We start from the raw sequence: 16,008 nt of genomic DNA on the forward strand, positions 1-16,008 counted from the left end.
GCACGATGCGCCGGGGGCTGTGACATGCACAGTCCGAACCCCCCAGCTCGGGAGGCCAGATGAGAAAGCACGCACTGGCGCTGCTCGGTGTCGCCGCGGTGGTCGGCGGAATGGTCTCGGCCGTTCCGTCCGCAGCCAGTCCCGGTGACGCCCCGGCTCCGCGCACCACCTTGAAGTGGACCGACTGCGCCACGGCGAACTATCCGACGTTGCAGTGTTCCTCGGTGAAGGTGCCGCTCAACCACGCGAAACCGCACGGCAAGAAGATCAAGATCGCGCTGTCCCGGGTGCCGCACACCGCGCAGACCTACCAGGGCCCGCTGCTGGTCAACCCCGGTGGACCGGGCGGCAGCGGCCGTAACCTGGCCGGATTCGTGGCCAAGTCGCTGCCCAAGAAGGTCGCGGCACAGTACGACGTGATCGGTTTTGACCCCAGGGGCGTCGGGGCCAGCGAGCCGGCGCTCGACTGCCGCCCGGACCACTTCGCTCCGGTACGGCCCGCGTCGGTGCCCAAGACGCGCAAGCTGGAGCGGGCCAACCTCGCCCGGGCGAAGGCCTTCGCCGAGTCCTGCGGCAAGAAGTACGGCCACCTCCTCAAGTACATCGACACGGTCAGCTCAGCCACGGACATGGACGTCATCCGCCGGGCACTGGGCGCGGAGAAGATCAACTACTTCGGTTACTCGTACGGGACGTATCTGGGCGCTGTCTACGCGAAGCTCTTCCCCGAGCGGGTACGCCGGGCCGTCCTCGACTCCGTGGTCGACCCGACCGGCATCTGGGAGCAGGTCAACCTCAAGCAGGACTACGCCTTCGACGACCGGCACAAGGCGTTCGCGGCCTGGGTCGCGGGGCACGACGCGGCGTACGGGCTCGGCACCGACCCGGCCAGGGTCGAGGCCACCTGGTACAAGATGCGCAAGTCCCTCGCCAAGCGGCCCGCGGGCGGCAAGGTCGGCGCGTCCGAGCTGGAGGACACCTTCCTGCCCGGCGGCTACTACAACGGCTACTGGCCGTATCTGGCCGAGGCGTTCGCGGCGTACGTCAACGACAAGGACACCGAACCGCTCGTCGAGGCGTACGAGAACTTCGCCTCGGTGGACGCCAGCGGCGACAACGGGTACTCGGTCTACGCCGCGGTGGAGTGCCGTGACGCCCCCTGGCCGCGCGACTGGAACCAGTGGCGCCGCACCACGTGGAAGGTGCACTCCGAGGCACCCTTCATGACCTGGAACAACGCCTGGTACAACGCCGCGTGCGCTTTCTGGCCGACGGGCTCGCTGACCCCGCCTGACGTGTCCAACTCGGCGCTGCCGCCGGTGCTGCTCTTCCAGGCGACCGATGACGCGGCCACGCCGTACGAGGGCGCGGTGACCACCAAACACAAGCTGCACGGCTCCAGCCTGGTGGTCGAGCAGGGCGGTGGAAACCACGGCATCACGCTCAGCGGAAGCGAGTGCCTGGACGGCTATCTGGCGCAGTATCTGACCGACGGTACGGTCCCGCGCGGGGACGGCGGTGACGCGGACGCGGTCTGCGCAGCACTGCCCGACCCCAAGCCGCTGGAGGCCGCCACCTCGGCCAAGGCGGCGGGCACCGGCAACGGCACGGGCGGCTCCACGCTGCACGGCCTGCTGGGCTTCAGGTCCTGACCGGCCTGACCTGAGTGCCGTCGGGGGTGGGCATGCAGCTGAGCGCGGCTGCCGTCATGGGCGAGGATGAGCCCATGAGCCGACTCACCCGCATCCCCGACCCCGACGGCGTCTTCCCTGCCACCGCGTACACCCATGTGGTGCTGGGCACCGGCAGGTTCGTCGCGATATCCGGCCAACTCGCCCTGGACGCGGCGGGCGAGCTGGTCGGGCCGGGCGACCCGGCGGCCCAGGCCCGGCAGGTCTTCCGGAATCTGCGCCACTGCCTGGCGGCGGCGGGCGCGGACTTCGACGACGTGGTGAAGCTGACGTACTTCGTCACGGACACCGCGTTCATGCCCGCCGTGCGGGCCGCGCGGGACGAGTTCATCGACCCCGAGCGGCTCCCCGCCTCCTCGGCGGTCCAGGTCGCGGCGCTGGTAGCGCCCGAATTCCTGCTGGAGATCGAGGCGTTCGCGGTGATCGGTGAGCACTGACCAAGCGCCGCTCCCCCACATCCGCGAGGGCTGACCAGGCGCTACCACTCCCCCACATCCACGAGCGCTGACCAAGCGCTACCGCTCCCCCACATCCACGAGCAGGGCCAGCGTGCTCTGCTCGGCCAGTTCCTCGGTACGCGCCTCGATCGGCGCGCCCGACCTGAGCTGCCGTCGGACGACCGTCACCGGCAGGTCGAGCACGGCCAGGGCGATCCGGTCGGCCTCCAACTGCCCCCGCGCACCGAGGGACGCGCCGAGCGCGCCGAGTGCGTCGCGGACGCGGCGATTGCCCTCGTCCATGCGGCGCACGTACTCCTGGGGCCAGCCGTCCCGGCCGAAGTCCGCGGCCCCGTAGAGCAGGACGGCCGCCTCCGCACGGTGTCCGCGGCACCAGGCGACGACATGGCGCGAGCTGGCGGCGGCCGCTCTGCGGGGGTCGTCCTCCGACTCCAGCACCGCGAACCAGCCCTCCTGGAACCTCTCGACGGTACGCAGCCACAGCTGGGCCAGCAGAGCGGCGCGGGACGGGAAGCGGTGGTACACCGAACCGCTGGGCGCGCCCGCTGCCTTGGCGACCGCCGCCATGGTCACCGCGGGCGGGCCCGCGTCCGCGGCCAGCGCGAGGGCCGCGTCGAGGAGTCGGTGGATGTCGTATTGGGGTGGCCTCGCCATGTATTGGAGAGTACCCTCCATAATTCTAGAGAGCACTCTCTACTACGGGAGGTACCAGGCACCATGGCCGTGCTCAACGTCCACGAACGACTCCTGCCCGCCAAGCCGAGCGAGGTCGGCGCCCTCCTGGACGGACTCGCCGGACCCGGCGACCTGTTGTGGCCCGGCGACGCGTGGCCGCCGATGCGCCTGGACCGCGAGCTGTCACCCGGCGCACGGGGCGGCCACGGCCCCGTCCGGTACACCGTCTCGGCGTACGCCCCACAGCAGTGGGTCCGCTTCACCTTCAGCGGGCCGCGGGGCCTTCACGGGTTCCACGAGTACACCGTCCATCCGGTCGACGAGGAGCGCACGGTGCTGCGCCACACCCTCACCCTGCGCCCCCGCGGTCCGGCCCGGCTCGCCTGGCCCCTCTTCTACCGCGCCTGCCATGACGCGGTACTGGAGGACAGCCTGGACCGCGCCGAGCACGCCCTCACCGGCACGGTCGCGCGCCCGTCCCGCTGGAGCCCGTACGTCCGACTGCTGCGCCGCCTGGCCGCCCGCCGGGAAAGTCCGTCGCCTGGCCAGGGCACCCGCACCTAGGGTGCGCGCATGGACCTGCGCATACGGGAGATGACCGACGCAGACTGCGACGCCGTGGCCGAGATCCGGATACGGGGCTGGCAGACCGCGTACCGGGGCATGGTCCCGCAGGCGTATCTGGACGCGCTCAGTGTCGCCGAGGACGCGGCCCGGCAGCGGCGGCGGCTCGCAGCGGGCGGGCCGCGCGTCGATCTGGTCGCCGAGCGGGCGGGCAGCGTCGTCGGCTGGGCCTGCCACGGCCCGTACCGCGAGGGTGAAACGCACACCGCGGACGGCGAGTTGTACGCGCTGTACGTCCACCCCGAGTACATCGGCACCGGCGCCGGGCGCGCGCTGATGGCAGCGACCCAGCGCGCCGCGGCCGCGGCCGGCTGGCCGCGCCTGCTGCTCTGGGTCCTGAAGCGGAACGCCCGCGCCCGGCGCTTCTACGAACGCGCCGGGTTCACGCCGGACGGCGCGGAGGAGCCCTTCGAGGTGCAGGGCGTGTCCGTACCCGAGGTGCGGTACGTACGGGAGCTGACCTGACGGCGACCGCCAAAGCCTGCCTCGAAGACAAGCTCTCGAAGACAGGCTCTCGAAGACAGGCTTCAGCCGCCGACCCGCGCCAGGGCCGCCGTGGCCGCCGCCGCGAGCCGCGGATGGGTGCGAGCCGCCGTCAGCGCGGGCCCGGCGCGCCCGTCGCCCAGCGCGCCGAGCCCCTCGACACAGGCGAGCGAAACCCGCCAGTACGGGTCGCGCGGGGTGCTCAGGCGGCGCTCCAGCACCGTGATCAGCGCGGGCACCGACTCGGGGGCGCGCAGCGCGGTCAGCAGCCGCACCGGGTGCAGCGCGTAGGCGACCCGGAGTTCGTTGGTGGCGAGGGCGGCCGCCGCCCGCGCGGTGCGCGGGTCCCCGAGCCGGGCCAGCGCGTGGGCGGCCGCGGCGCAGCGCTCGGGGTCGCGGTGGTTGAGGAGCAGGACGAGCGTCTCGAAGGCCCGCCGGTCGCCGGCGCGGCCGAGCCGGAAGGCGGCGATCTCGCGCGCCCACAGGGGCTGCCCCGGCTCGGTGAGCACCTGGGCGAGCTCGCCGAGATCACGGGTGGCGCGTAGGCGTTCGTACGCCTGGAGGGGCACCTTGGCGCCCTCGGTCGAGGAAGCCGCGGCGGCTTCCATCCGTAAACGTTCCGTTACCGTCCGCAACTCCTCATCCATGGCTGACACCTTAGGGGGTGCTTTGAACCCAGCCTTCCCGAGCGATTCAACTCACAACGTCCTGGGACTGGCGCGCTCGTTACCAGCCAGTTAAGCTCATACGAGCGGGTTACCCCCGCACCTCTCGGCGGCCTGGTGACGCAGCCGCCGCGAGTGCTCTGTCGGTTCGGTATTCAGCACGATCAGTACGACGCGGCTTGGGACAGAGCCCGTCGGCCTCTTACGGGCGCGCTTTCCGCGCCCGGCCACGACACGCAACTCCCGCACGCGGTACCCGCCTTGGCGCACCCAGCAGTCACTGCTCGGCACCCCGCCTCCGCCCGTCCGCGTGTGCCCTCTCAGTCGTCACCCACTCATTCCTGGAGTCCGCGATGGACCGTCCCTCCCTGCAGACCGTGGCCGTCGTCGGCCTCGGCACCATGGGCACCGGAATTGCCGAGGTGCTGGCCCGCGCCGGACGCGAGGTCATCGGCATCGACATCAGTGAGGCCGCGGCCGCCCAGGCGGTGTCCGCGGTCGAGTCCTCGACGGCCCGTGCCGTGCGGCGCGAGCTGCTCACCGAGGAGGAACGGCAGGGCGCACTGGCCCGCTTCCGTACCTTCTGCGACCTGCAGGCGGCGGCCGACGCCGATCTGGTGATCGAGGTGGTCCCGGAGTCCTACGAGATCAAGCACCAGGTCTTCCGTGAACTCGACGCGATCGTCCGCCCGGACACCATCCTGGCCACCGGCACCAACGCCCTGTCCGTGACCCGGCTCGCCGCCGACTCGGAACGCCCCGAGCGGGTGCTCGGACTGCACTTCTTCAACCCGGCCCCGGCGATGAAGCTGGTCGAGGTGGTCTCCTCGGTGCTCACCGACCCGCAGGCGGTCGAGGCCGTGACCTCGCTCGCCCTGGACCTCGGCAAGGAGCCGGTGTCGGTCGGCGACCGGCCCGGATTCGTCGCGGACGGGCTGCTGTTCGGCTACCTCAACCAGGCCGCCGCGATGTACGAGGCGAAGTACGCCTCCCGCGAGGACATCGACGCCGCGATGAAGCTGGGCTGCGGGCTGCCGATGGGCCCGCTCGCGCTGCTCGACCTGATCGGCGTCGACACCGCGCGTACGGTCCTGGAGGCGATGTACGCCGACTCCCACGACCGGCTGCACGCACCGGCCCCGATCCTGGGGCAGCTCAGCGAGGCGGGGCTGACCGGACGCAAGTCGGGCCGCGGCTTCTACACGTACGAGGAGGCGGGCAGCGCCACCGTGGTGCGGGACGCGCTCACGCCGCTGGCGGACGCGCCGGTCACGCCGGGCCGCAGCGTCGAGTCGGTCGGTGTCGCGGGCTCGGGCACCATGGCGTCCGGTATCGCCGAGGTCTTCGCCAAGGCCGGGTACGCGACCGTGCTCGCGGCCCGCGGCCTGGAGAAGGCGGAGATCGCCAAGTCCCGTATCGCCAAGTCGCTTTCGCGCTCGGTCAGCAAGGGCCGGATGACCCAGGACGCGGCCGACGAGGTGCTGGCCAGGATCACCCCCGCGGGCACGCTCGACGCCTTCGCCGAGGTCGATCTGGCCGTCGAGGCGGTGGCCGAGGACCTGGCTGTCAAGCAGCAGCTTTTCGCCACGCTCGACAAGGTGTGCAAGCCGGGCGCTGTGCTCGCGACCACCACGTCCTCGCTGCCGGTCGTGGCCTGCGCCCGCGCCACCTCGCGCCCGCAGGACGTGATCGGGATGCACTTCTTCAACCCGGCCCCGGCCATGAAGCTGGTCGAGGTGGTCCGCACCGTGCTGACCTCGGACGATGTCCACGCCACCGTCCGCGAGGTGTGCACCAAGGTCCGTAAGCACCCGGTGGACTGCGGCGACCGCGCCGGATTCATCGTGAACGCGCTGCTGTTCCCGTACCTCAACAACGCGATCAAGATGGTGCAGGAGCACTATGCGACGCTCGACGACATCGACGCCGCGATGAAGCTCGGCGGCGGCTACCCGATGGGGCCCTTCGAGCTCCTGGACGTCGTCGGCCTCGATGTCTCGCTCGCCATCGAGCAGGTGCTGCACCGCGAGTTCCGCGACCCGGGCCTGGCCCCGGCACCGCTGCTCGAGCATCTGGTGGCCGCGGGGTGCCTGGGGCGGAAGACGGGGCGCGGCTTCCGCGAATATGCCAGGCGCTGAGTCGCACGCGGACTGGGGCGGGCTGCTCGAGCCCTCGGGCAGTACCGTCCCGGGTCCGCCCCCGACTGCGTACATGCAGTACGTTCGGTGCATGCCCCAGCCCACAGATCCTGGCCGACGGCCTTCGCGTACGCCCGCCACGCCCGACGCCGCCCCGGAGAACTCCGCGGGCAGCCGCGCCGCGACGCAACGGCTCAAGATGCGCCGGGAACTGGCCGCCGCGGCCATGGAGCTGTTCGCGACGAAGGGCTACGAGGCGACGACCGTCGACGAGATCGCCGCCACCGCCGGGGTCGCCCGCCGGACCTTCTTCCGGCACTTCCGCTCCAAGGAAGAGGCGATCTTCCCGGACCACGACGACACCCTGATCCGCGCGGAGGCGGTGCTGAACGCGGCGCCGCCGCATGAGCACCCGCTGGACACCGTGTGCCGCGGCATCAAGGAAGTCATGAAGATGTACGCGGCCCAGCCGACGGTGTCCGTCGAGCGCTACCGGCTGACCCGCGAGGTACCGACCCTGCGCGAGCGCGAGATCGCGTCGGTCGCCCGGTACGAGCGGCTGTTCACCCGCTATCTGCTCGGCCACTTCGACGAGCACGCGCACCACGACGGCAACGACGACCCGCTGCTCGCCGAGGTCGCCGCGTCCGCGGTGGTCACCGCGCACAACCACGTACTGCGGCGCTGGCTGCGGGCGGGCGGCCAGGGCGATGTGGAGACCCAACTCGACCGGGCCTTCGCGATCGTCCGCAAGACCTTCGGCACGGGCATCGGCGCGGGTCGCTCGTCGGAGACGCAGTCGCACGCCGCGGCTTCGGTGCGGGCGCAGGGCGAGGTCCTGGTGACCGTGGCCCGCACGGACGCACCCCTGGACGAGGTCATGCGCACGATTGAAAACGCGCTGCGCGAGCGCGGCTAGCTTCCGGGGCTCCGCCCCAGCCCCCTTTGTCATCAATCGCCGGACGGGCTCAAATTGAGCCCGTCCGGTATCTTTTGCGTTCTATGTCCGCTTTGTGTGCACCGCGAACACCCTCTCTGACCTGCAATGATCGATCATCGCTCATTTGTTGCCGTCGGATGACAGGTGAGAGAAATTACTGGCACTCAGTGTCTTGCCGACTGGCACCGGGTGTCATACGTTGATGTTGTCCGGGCGGCCGGCGTGCAGCGAACCTCCGTACGCCGGCTGTCCCCTCAACCGCCCGGACGCCTGCGTCACAGGCACCTCCCGCGCCACACCAAGGCGCCGCCAAAGCACCACCTCCGCCGAACCGACGGCACACCTCCACAGCACCATCCCGACGTTCCCCTCAAGCGTTCCCGAAACAAACGCTTCGCCGGAGGCACCCCGTGAAGGAAATCCTGGACGCGATCCAATCGCAGGACAGTTCGGCCGCCGACTTCGCGGCCCTGTCCATCCCCGAGTCGTACCGCGCGATCACCGTGCACAAGGACGAGACCGGGATGTTCGAAGGCCTGGACACCCGCGACAAGGACCCGCGCAAGTCGCTGCACCTCGACGAGGTGCCCGTGCCCGAACTCGGTCCGGGCGAGGCTCTGGTCGCCGTGATGGCCTCCTCCGTGAACTACAACTCCGTCTGGACCTCGATCTTCGAGCCGATGGCCACCTTCGGCTTCCTGGAGCGGTACGGCCGGCTCAGCGAGCTCACCAAGCGGCACGACCTGCCGTACCACGTCATCGGCTCCGACCTCGCGGGCGTCGTCCTGCGCACCGGGCCCGGCGTGAACGCCTGGAACCCCGGTGACGAGGTCGTCGCGCACTGCCTCTCCGTCGAGCTGGAATCGTCGGATGGCCACAACGACACGATGCTCGACCCCGAGCAGCGCATCTGGGGCTTCGAGACCAACTTCGGCGGCCTCGCGGAGATCGCCCTGGTCAAGTCGAACCAGCTGATGCCCAAGCCCGACCACCTCAGCTGGGAGGAGGCCGCGGCCCCCGGCCTGGTGAACTCCACCGCGTACCGCCAGCTGGTGTCCCGCAACGGCGCCGGGATGAAGCAGGGCGACAACGTACTGATCTGGGGCGCCAGCGGCGGCCTCGGCAGTTACGCCACCCAGTTCGCGCTCGCCGGCGGCGCCACCCCGATCTGTGTCGTCTCCAGCGACCAGAAGGCGGAGATCTGCCGCAAGATGGGCGCCGAGGCGATCATCGACCGCAACGCCGAGGGCTACAAGTTCTGGAAGGACGAGCACACCCAGGACCCGCGCGAGTGGAAGCGCTTCGGCAAGCGCATCCGCGAGCTGACCGGCGGCGAGGACGTGGACATCGTCTTCGAGCACCCGGGCCGCGAGACCTTCGGCGCGAGCGTGTACGTCACCCGCAAGGGCGGCACGATCGTCACCTGCGCCTCGACCTCCGGGTACAACCACGAGTACGACAACCGCTACCTGTGGATGTCCCTGAAGAAGATCGTCGGCTCCCACTTCGCCAACTACCGCGAGGCCTGGGAGGCCAACCGCCTCATCGCCAAGGGCAAGATCCACCCCACCTTGTCGAAGGTGTACTCGCTCGAAGACACCGGGCAGGCCGCGTACGACGTGCACCGCAACCTCCACCAGGGCAAGGTCGGCGTGCTGGCTCTGGCCCCGCGCGAGGGCCTCGGTGTGCGCGACGAGGAGAAGCGCGCCCAGCACATCGACGCCATCAACCGCTTCCGGAACGTCTGAGGTCACCCGATGACAGAGCGCCAGAAGGACCGGCCGTGGCTGATGCGGACCTACGCCGGTCACTCCACCGCCGAGGCGTCCAACGAGCTGTACCGGCGCAATCTCGCCAAGGGCCAGACCGGCCTGTCGGTCGCGTTCGACCTGCCGACGCAGACCGGCTACGACCCCGACCACATCCTCGCCCGCGGCGAGGTCGGCCGGGTCGGGGTCCCGGTCTCCCATGTCGGTGACATGCGGCGGCTGTTCCAGGACATCCCCCTGGAGCAGATGAACACCTCGATGACGATCAACGCCACGGCCATGTGGCTACTGGCGCTCTACCAGGTCGTCGCCGAGGAACAGGGCGCCGACATCAGCCAGTTGCAGGGCACGACGCAGAACGACATCGTCAAGGAGTACCTCTCGCGCGGGACGCATGTCTTCCCGCCGGGGCCCTCGCTGCGGCTGACCACCGACATGATCACGTACACGGTGGCGCACATCCCCAAGTGGAACCCGATCAACATCTGCAGTTACCACCTGCAGGAGGCCGGGGCCACGCCGGTGCAGGAGATCGCGTACGCGATGTCCACCGCGATCGCCGTGCTCGACGCCGTACGGGACTCGGGGCAGGTGCCGCCGGAGAAGTTCGGCGATGTGGTCGCCCGGATCTCGTTCTTCGTGAACGCGGGCGTCCGCTTCGTCGAGGAGATGTGCAAGATGCGGGCGTTCGGCCGCATCTGGGACCAGGTGACGCGTGAGCGGTACGGCATCGAGAACGCCAAGCAGCGCCGCTTCCGCTACGGCGTCCAGGTCAACTCGCTCGGTCTGACCGAGGCGCAGCCGGAGAACAACGTCCAGCGGATCGTCCTGGAGATGCTGGCCGTCACCCTCTCCAAGGACGCACGCGCGCGTGCCGTGCAGCTCCCGGCGTGGAACGAGGCACTCGGGCTGCCGCGCCCCTGGGACCAGCAGTGGTCGCTGCGCATCCAGCAGGTGTTGGCCCATGAGTCGGACCTGCTGGAGTACGAGGACATCTTCGCCGGGTCGCATGTGATCGAGGCCAAGGTGGCAGCCCTGGTGACCGACTCGCTGGCCGAGATGGACCGTATCCAGGAGATGGGCGGTGCGATGGCGGCCGTCGAGTCCGGCTATCTCAAGTCCCAGCTGGTCTCCTCGCACGCCGAGCGGCGGGCGCGGATCGAGTCGGGCGACGAGAAGATCGTCGGTGTCAACTGCTACGAGTCCACCGAGCCGAACCCGCTCACCGCGGACCTGGACGGCTCGATCATGTCCGTGGACCCGGCCGTCGAGGGCCGGGTCACCGCGGCGCTGCGCGACTGGCGCGACAACCGCTACCAGCCGCCCTTCAACCACCCGCGGCCCTGCAAGGCCCTGGAGAAGCTGAAGGAGGCCGCCGCCACCGACGCGAACCTGATGGAGGCCACCCTGGAATGCGCACGCGCCGGTGTCACGACCGGCGAGTGGGCTGGGGCCCTGCGGGAGGTGTTCGGCGAGTTCCGGGCTCCTACGGGCGTCTCGTCGGCTCCCGTGGCGGTCACGGCCGAGGAGGGCACCCCGCTCGCGGTCGTCCGCGAGAAGGTCGCCAGGACCGCTGAGGAGATGGGTTCCGGGCGGCTGCGGCTGCTGGTCGGCAAGCCCGGCCTGGACGGGCACTCCAACGGCGCCGAGCAGATCGCGGTACGCGCGCGTGACGCCGGTTTCGAAGTGGTCTACCAGGGGATCAGGCTCACGCCCGAGCAGATCGTCTCCGCCGCGCTCGCGGAGGACGTGCACTGCGTGGGCCTGTCGATCCTCTCCGGCTCGCACGCCGAGCTGGTGCCGGATGTGCTGGAACGGCTCCGCGAAGCGGGCGCCGCCGACATCCCGGTGATCGTCGGCGGGATCATCCCGAACGCCGACGCCGAAGAACTGAAGCGCGCGGGCGTGGCCGCCGTCTTCACCCCGAAGGACTTCGGTATCACGGAGATCATCGGCCGTATCGTCGACGAGATCCGGAAAGCGAACAAGCTCGACCCTCTGGAGGTCCCCGCATGACCCAGCCCGTGAATCGCCTTCGTCCGCGCCGCTCCTGCCTCGCGGTCCCCGGCTCGAACCCGCGCTTCCTGGAGAAGGCCCAGGGCCTCCCGGCCGACCAGGTCTTCCTGGACCTGGAGGACGCCTGCGCGCCGCTGGCCAAGCCGGACGCCCGGCACACCATCGTGAAGTTCCTGAACGAGGGTGACTGGACGGGCAAGACCCGTGTCGTGCGCGTCAACGACTGGACGACCCACTGGACGTACCGCGATGTGATCACGGTCGTCGAGGGCGCCGGCCAGAACCTCGACTGCATCATGCTGCCGAAGGTCCAGGACGCCCAGCAGATCGTCGCCCTGGACCTGCTGCTCACGCAGATCGAGAAGACCATGGGCTTCGAGGTCGGCAAGATCGGCATCGAGGCGCAGATCGAGAACGCCAAGGGCCTGGTGAACGTCGACGAGATCGCGGCCGCCTCGCCGCGTACCGAGACCATCATCTTCGGCCCGGCCGACTTCATGGCGTCCATCAACATGAAGTCCCTGGTCGTCGGCGAGCAGCCGCCGGGCTACCCGGCGGACGCGTACCACTACATCCTGATGCGCATCCTGATGGCCGCCCGCACCCACAACCTGCAGGCCATCGACGGCCCGTACCTCCAGATCAAGAACATCGAGGGCTACAAGGCGGTCGCGCAGCGCGCCGCGGCCCTCGGCTTCGACGGCAAGTGGGTGCTGCACCCCGGCCAGGTCGACGCGGCCAACGAGGTCTTCTCGCCCTCCCAGGAGGACTACGACCACGCCGAGCTGATCCTGGACGCCTACGACTACTTCACGTCCGAAGAGGGCGGCAAGAAGGGCTCCGCGATGCTCGGCGACGAGATGATCGACGAAGCCAGCCGCAAGATGGCCCTGGTCATCTCCGGCAAGGGCCGGGCCGCCGGCATGCAGCGCACGTCCAAGTTCGAGGCCCCGGAGGCGTAAGACACCATGCAGTTCGGCCGCACCTACGAAGAGTTCACCGTCGGGGACGTCTACAAGCACTGGCCGGGAAAGACGGTCACCGAGTACGACGACCACCTCTTCTGCCTGCTCACCATGAACCACCACCCGCTCCACATGGACACCAACTATGCGGAGAAGACGACGGACTTCGGCAAGAACGTCGTCGTGGGCAACTACATCTACTCGCTGCTGCTCGGCATGTCGGTCCCGGACGTCTCGGGCAAGGCGATCGCCAACCTGGAGATCGAGTCGCTGAAGCACGTGGCGCCGACCTTCCACGGCGACACGATCTACGGTGAGACGACCGTGCTCGACAAGACGCCGTCGAAGTCCAAGTCGGACCGCGGGATCGTCTATGTGGAGACCAAGGGATACAAGCAGGACGGCACGCTGGTCTGCGTGTTCCGCCGCAAGGTGATGGTCCCCACCGAGACGTACATCAAGGAGCGCGGCGGCGAGCAGCCCGGCCGCCCGGAGCTGAAGAGCCAGGAGAAGTAACGATGAGCCGACTCGCCCAGACCCCCGGTCTCACCGACGTCCAGCAGGAAATCCTGTCCACGGTGCGGGACTTCGTCGACAAGGAGATCATCCCGGTCGCCACCGAGCTGGAGCACCGCGACGAGTACCCGACGCAGATCGTCGAAGGCCTCAAGGAACTCGGCCTGTTCGGGCTGATGATCCCCGAGGAGTACGGCGGTCTGGGCGAGTCGCTGCTCACCTACGCGCTGTGCGTGGAGGAGATCGCGCGCGGCTGGATGAGCGTGTCCGGCATCATCAACACGCACTTCATCGTGGCGTACATGCTCAAGCAGCACGGCACCCAGGAGCAGAAGGACACCTTCCTGCCCCGGATGGCGCTGGGCGAGGTGCGCGGCGCGTTCTCGATGTCCGAGCCGGCGCTCGGCTCCGACGTGTCGGCGATCACGTCCAAGGGCGTCAAGGACGGCGACGAGTACGTCCTGAACGGTCAGAAGATGTGGCTCACCAACGGCGGTTCGTCCACACTCGTGGCCGTCCTGTGCCGAAGTGACGAAGGACACCCCGAGGGCACCGCGCCGCACAAGTCGATGACCACCTTCCTCGTCGAGAAGGAGCCCGGCTTCGGAGAGGTCCGCCCCGGCCTCACCATCCCCGGGAAGATCGACAAGATGGGCTACAAGGGGGTGGACACCACCGAGTTGATCATGGACGGACTGCGCATTCCGGCCAATCGGGTACTTGGCGGGACCACCGGCCGAGGGTTTTACCAAATGATGGACGGCGTCGAAGTCGGCCGCGTCAACGTTGCCGCACGTGGCTGTGGTGTCGCACATCGTGCTTTCGAACTGGGCGTCTCGTATGCCCAGCAACGTCACACTTTCGGCAAGCCGATCGCCCAGCACCAGGCGATCCAGTTCAAGCTGGCCGAGATGGCGACCAAGGTCGAGGCCGCGCATGCGATGATGGTAAACGCAGCACGCAAAAAGGACTCCGGGGAGCGAAACGACCTTGAAGCAGGGATGGCGAAGTACCTCGCATCCGAATACTGCAAGGAGGTCGTGGAGGACGCGTTCCGGATCCACGGCGGCTACGGCTTCTCGAAGGAGTACGAGATCGAGCGCCTCTACCGCGAGGCGCCGATGCTGCTGATCGGTGAAGGTACCGCCGAGATCCAGAAAATGATCATTGGCCGCCGACTGCTCGAGGAGTACCGATTCCAGGGATGAAAGTCCCTTTTGAGGGCTTTCGTCGGGACGAAGATCACACCCCGTCAACGCTTCTTGGCGGCCGACTCGGCTTCGTGGCTTGCCCAGTTGTGGCACGCAACCGATACCATCCCGGGAAAGCCGCCGCCGTCCCCCCTCTGAAGCGCGGCATCATCCGCTACGAAGGTCATCCATGCCCCACAGCCAAACCTCTGCACCGCGTGAAGGCTTCCTCAAGGGTCGTCTGGCGCGTGGCGCATCGCCGTGGCTCCTGCCGACCGTCGCCACCGCAGCGCTGAGCCTCGCCCGCGCGCGCCGTTCCAAGGGCGCCGCGGCCGTGGCCGTGCCCGCCACGGCGCTCGCGGCGGGCATGCTGTGGTTCTTCCGCGACCCTGAGCGAGAGATCGCCCAGGGCCAGATCATCTCGCCGGCCGACGGTGTGGTGCAGAGCATCATGCCGTGGAAGGACGGGCGCACCCGCGTCGCGATCTTCATGAGCCCGCTGAACGTCCACGTCAACCGCGCGCCCCTGGCCGGCACGGTGACGTCCGTGGAGCACATCCCCGGCGGGTTCGTCCCGGCGTTCAACAAGGAGAGCGAGAACAACGAGCGCGTCGTCTGGCACTTCGACACCGAGCTCGGCGACATCGAGATGGTGCAGATCGCGGGAGCGGTCGCCCGGCGCATCGTCCCGTACATCCCCCAGGGCACCAAGGTGGAGCAGGGCGAGCGCATCGGCCTGATCCGCTTCGGCTCGCGCGTCGACATCTATCTCCCGGAGGGGGTCGACGTCGCCGTCGAGGTGGGTCAGAAGACCGTGGCTGGGGTGACTCGCATTGAGCGTGGTTGATCCTGACACACAGGCCGGCTGGGTCCCGGAGTCAGAGGACGAGAGCGAGGACCGCGCCGAGGACATGCCGCTGTCACTGCGGCTGTCGATAGCGGACACCCTCACTCTCGGTAACGCCACGTGTGGCTTCATGGCGGTGTACTTCACCACCACCGGCATCCTGATTCCGCACGTCACCGGCACCGAGGTCACCGGCATGGCCCGGCACTCCGCCGCGACCGCGGTGATCCTGATGCTCTGCGCGGCCGTCTTCGACCTCTTCGACGGGCTGGTGGCACGCAAGCTGCGCAGCTCGCCGATGGGCGCCGAGCTGGACAACCTCTCGGACCTGATCAGCTTCGGTCTCGCGCCCGCGTACTTCGTGCTCGTGTACGGCATGGTCACGGACGGCGCCTACCAGCGGGTGGCCGCGGTGGGGGCCATCGTGGTGCTGCTCGCGGTCGTGCTGCGACTGGCGAGATTCTCCGTCGTCACGGTGAAGGACGGCACCTTCCAGGGCATGCCGAGCCCCTTCGGGGCGCTCACGGTCGTCTCCATCGTGCTGCTTGAGCTGCCGTTCGTCGCCACGCTGCTGGCGATCATCGGTACGGCGTGGCTGATGGTCAGCCGGGTCGAGTACCCGAAGCCGCGGGGGCCGCTGGCGGTGGCGATGCTGGCGTGGATCGTGTCCGCGATGGGGTTGCTGGCGGCCTGGGCGTTCGAGGCGCCCGGTGGTCAGCTGCTGCTGCAGACGGGGTGTGCGCTGCAGTTGGTGCTCGGTGCGGTGATTCCGTTGTTCGCCACGGCTCGCCGTGTCAACAACTTCCGCGACAACCGTCGCGAGGCGCGGGCGGCGCAGCTGCCGTAACCTTCCGCGTTCCCCGAAGGGGGTCCGAACCGTACGGTTCGGACCCCCTTCGGCGTTGTTGGGGTACGGCGGGTCGTGGCGGGCGTCAGGGCTTTGTCCCCCACCCCGCCCCTTCCCGAAAGGCCTCGCCGGCCGGGCTGAAAGATGGCCTCAAACGCCGGCCGGGCTGAAATCAGCCCGGCCG

General features: G+C 69.2%; 15 protein-coding genes. 13 read left to right on the forward strand and 2 right to left on the reverse strand.

What is annotated here, in order from left to right; translation table 11 throughout:
- Positions 1-59: 59 nt before the first annotated feature.
- Positions 60-1,652: an alpha/beta hydrolase gene (locus tag U9R90_RS05825; RefSeq protein ID WP_411055299.1), complete on the forward strand. Its 1,593-nt coding sequence runs from the start codon at positions 60-62 to the stop codon at positions 1,650-1,652.
- A gap of 74 nt (positions 1,653-1,726) precedes the next feature.
- Positions 1,727-2,128 carry a RidA family protein gene (locus U9R90_RS05830; RefSeq protein ID WP_411055300.1) on the forward strand — a complete coding sequence of 134 codons (402 nt, stop codon included), beginning with the start codon at positions 1,727-1,729 and terminating at the stop codon, positions 2,126-2,128.
- A gap of 78 nt (positions 2,129-2,206) precedes the next feature.
- Here U9R90_RS05830 and U9R90_RS05835 read toward each other — a convergent pair whose 3' ends face one another.
- Positions 2,207-2,803, reverse strand: a complete 597-nt coding sequence (locus U9R90_RS05835; protein WP_411055301.1) for a TetR/AcrR family transcriptional regulator — start codon at positions 2,801-2,803, stop codon at positions 2,207-2,209.
- Between the two features lie 63 nt (positions 2,804-2,866).
- Between U9R90_RS05835 and U9R90_RS05840 the strand changes: the two genes are divergently transcribed.
- Positions 2,867-3,388 carry an SRPBCC family protein gene (locus U9R90_RS05840; RefSeq protein ID WP_411055302.1) on the forward strand — a complete coding sequence of 174 codons (522 nt, stop codon included), beginning with the start codon at positions 2,867-2,869 and terminating at the stop codon, positions 3,386-3,388.
- A gap of 9 nt (positions 3,389-3,397) precedes the next feature.
- A complete protein-coding gene (locus U9R90_RS05845; protein ID WP_411055303.1) occupies positions 3,398-3,913 on the forward strand; it encodes a GNAT family N-acetyltransferase in 516 nt (171 codons plus the stop codon).
- 62 nt (positions 3,914-3,975) lie between these two features.
- Here U9R90_RS05845 and U9R90_RS05850 read toward each other — a convergent pair whose 3' ends face one another.
- The gene (locus U9R90_RS05850) at positions 3,976-4,578 is read right to left on the reverse strand and encodes a HEAT repeat domain-containing protein (RefSeq protein WP_411055304.1); all 603 of its coding nucleotides are present in this window, start codon (positions 4,576-4,578) and stop codon (positions 3,976-3,978) included.
- 371 nt (positions 4,579-4,949) lie between these two features.
- Between U9R90_RS05850 and U9R90_RS05855 the strand changes: the two genes are divergently transcribed.
- From U9R90_RS05855 to pssA, 9 genes are all read left to right on the forward strand, one after another.
- On the forward strand, positions 4,950-6,734 hold the full coding sequence (locus tag U9R90_RS05855) for a 3-hydroxyacyl-CoA dehydrogenase family protein (RefSeq protein ID WP_411055305.1): 1,785 nt from the start codon (positions 4,950-4,952) through the stop codon (positions 6,732-6,734).
- Positions 6,735-6,807: 73 nt separating this feature from the next.
- Complete coding sequence (locus U9R90_RS05860) at positions 6,808-7,653, forward strand: TetR family transcriptional regulator (RefSeq protein WP_411055306.1); 846 nt, start codon at positions 6,808-6,810, stop codon at positions 7,651-7,653.
- A 431-nt stretch (positions 7,654-8,084) separates the two neighbouring features.
- Positions 8,085-9,422 carry a crotonyl-CoA carboxylase/reductase gene (gene ccrA / locus U9R90_RS05865; RefSeq protein ID WP_411055307.1) on the forward strand — a complete coding sequence of 446 codons (1,338 nt, stop codon included), beginning with the start codon at positions 8,085-8,087 and terminating at the stop codon, positions 9,420-9,422.
- A gap of 9 nt (positions 9,423-9,431) precedes the next feature.
- The gene (locus U9R90_RS05870) at positions 9,432-11,459 is read left to right on the forward strand and encodes a protein meaA (protein ID WP_411055308.1); all 2,028 of its coding nucleotides are present in this window, start codon (positions 9,432-9,434) and stop codon (positions 11,457-11,459) included.
- Positions 11,456-12,421 (forward strand): HpcH/HpaI aldolase/citrate lyase family protein, encoded by a 966-nt coding sequence (locus U9R90_RS05875; protein ID WP_411055309.1) that lies wholly within the window; start codon positions 11,456-11,458, stop codon positions 12,419-12,421. Before U9R90_RS05870 ends, U9R90_RS05875 begins: the two co-directional genes overlap by 4 nt.
- Positions 12,422-12,427: 6 nt before the next feature.
- Entirely contained in the window at positions 12,428-12,940 is a 513-nt protein-coding gene (locus tag U9R90_RS05880; protein ID WP_411055310.1) for a MaoC family dehydratase, read from the forward strand.
- Between the two features lie 2 nt (positions 12,941-12,942).
- Positions 12,943-14,148 carry an acyl-CoA dehydrogenase family protein gene (locus tag U9R90_RS05885; protein WP_411055311.1) on the forward strand — a complete coding sequence of 402 codons (1,206 nt, stop codon included), beginning with the start codon at positions 12,943-12,945 and terminating at the stop codon, positions 14,146-14,148.
- 172 nt (positions 14,149-14,320) lie between these two features.
- Positions 14,321-14,977 (forward strand): phosphatidylserine decarboxylase, encoded by a 657-nt coding sequence (locus tag U9R90_RS05890; RefSeq protein ID WP_411055312.1) that lies wholly within the window; start codon positions 14,321-14,323, stop codon positions 14,975-14,977.
- Positions 14,964-15,824, forward strand: a complete 861-nt coding sequence (gene pssA / locus U9R90_RS05895) for a CDP-diacylglycerol--serine O-phosphatidyltransferase (protein WP_411055313.1) — start codon at positions 14,964-14,966, stop codon at positions 15,822-15,824. The genes U9R90_RS05890 and pssA overlap by 14 nt, the downstream gene beginning before the upstream one ends.
- Positions 15,825-16,008 lie beyond the last annotated feature (184 nt).

The sequence above is a fragment of the Streptomyces sp. E11-3 genome (assembly GCF_046540415.1).
In the GTDB taxonomy this organism is placed as follows: Bacteria; Actinomycetota; Actinomycetes; order Streptomycetales; family Streptomycetaceae; genus Streptomyces.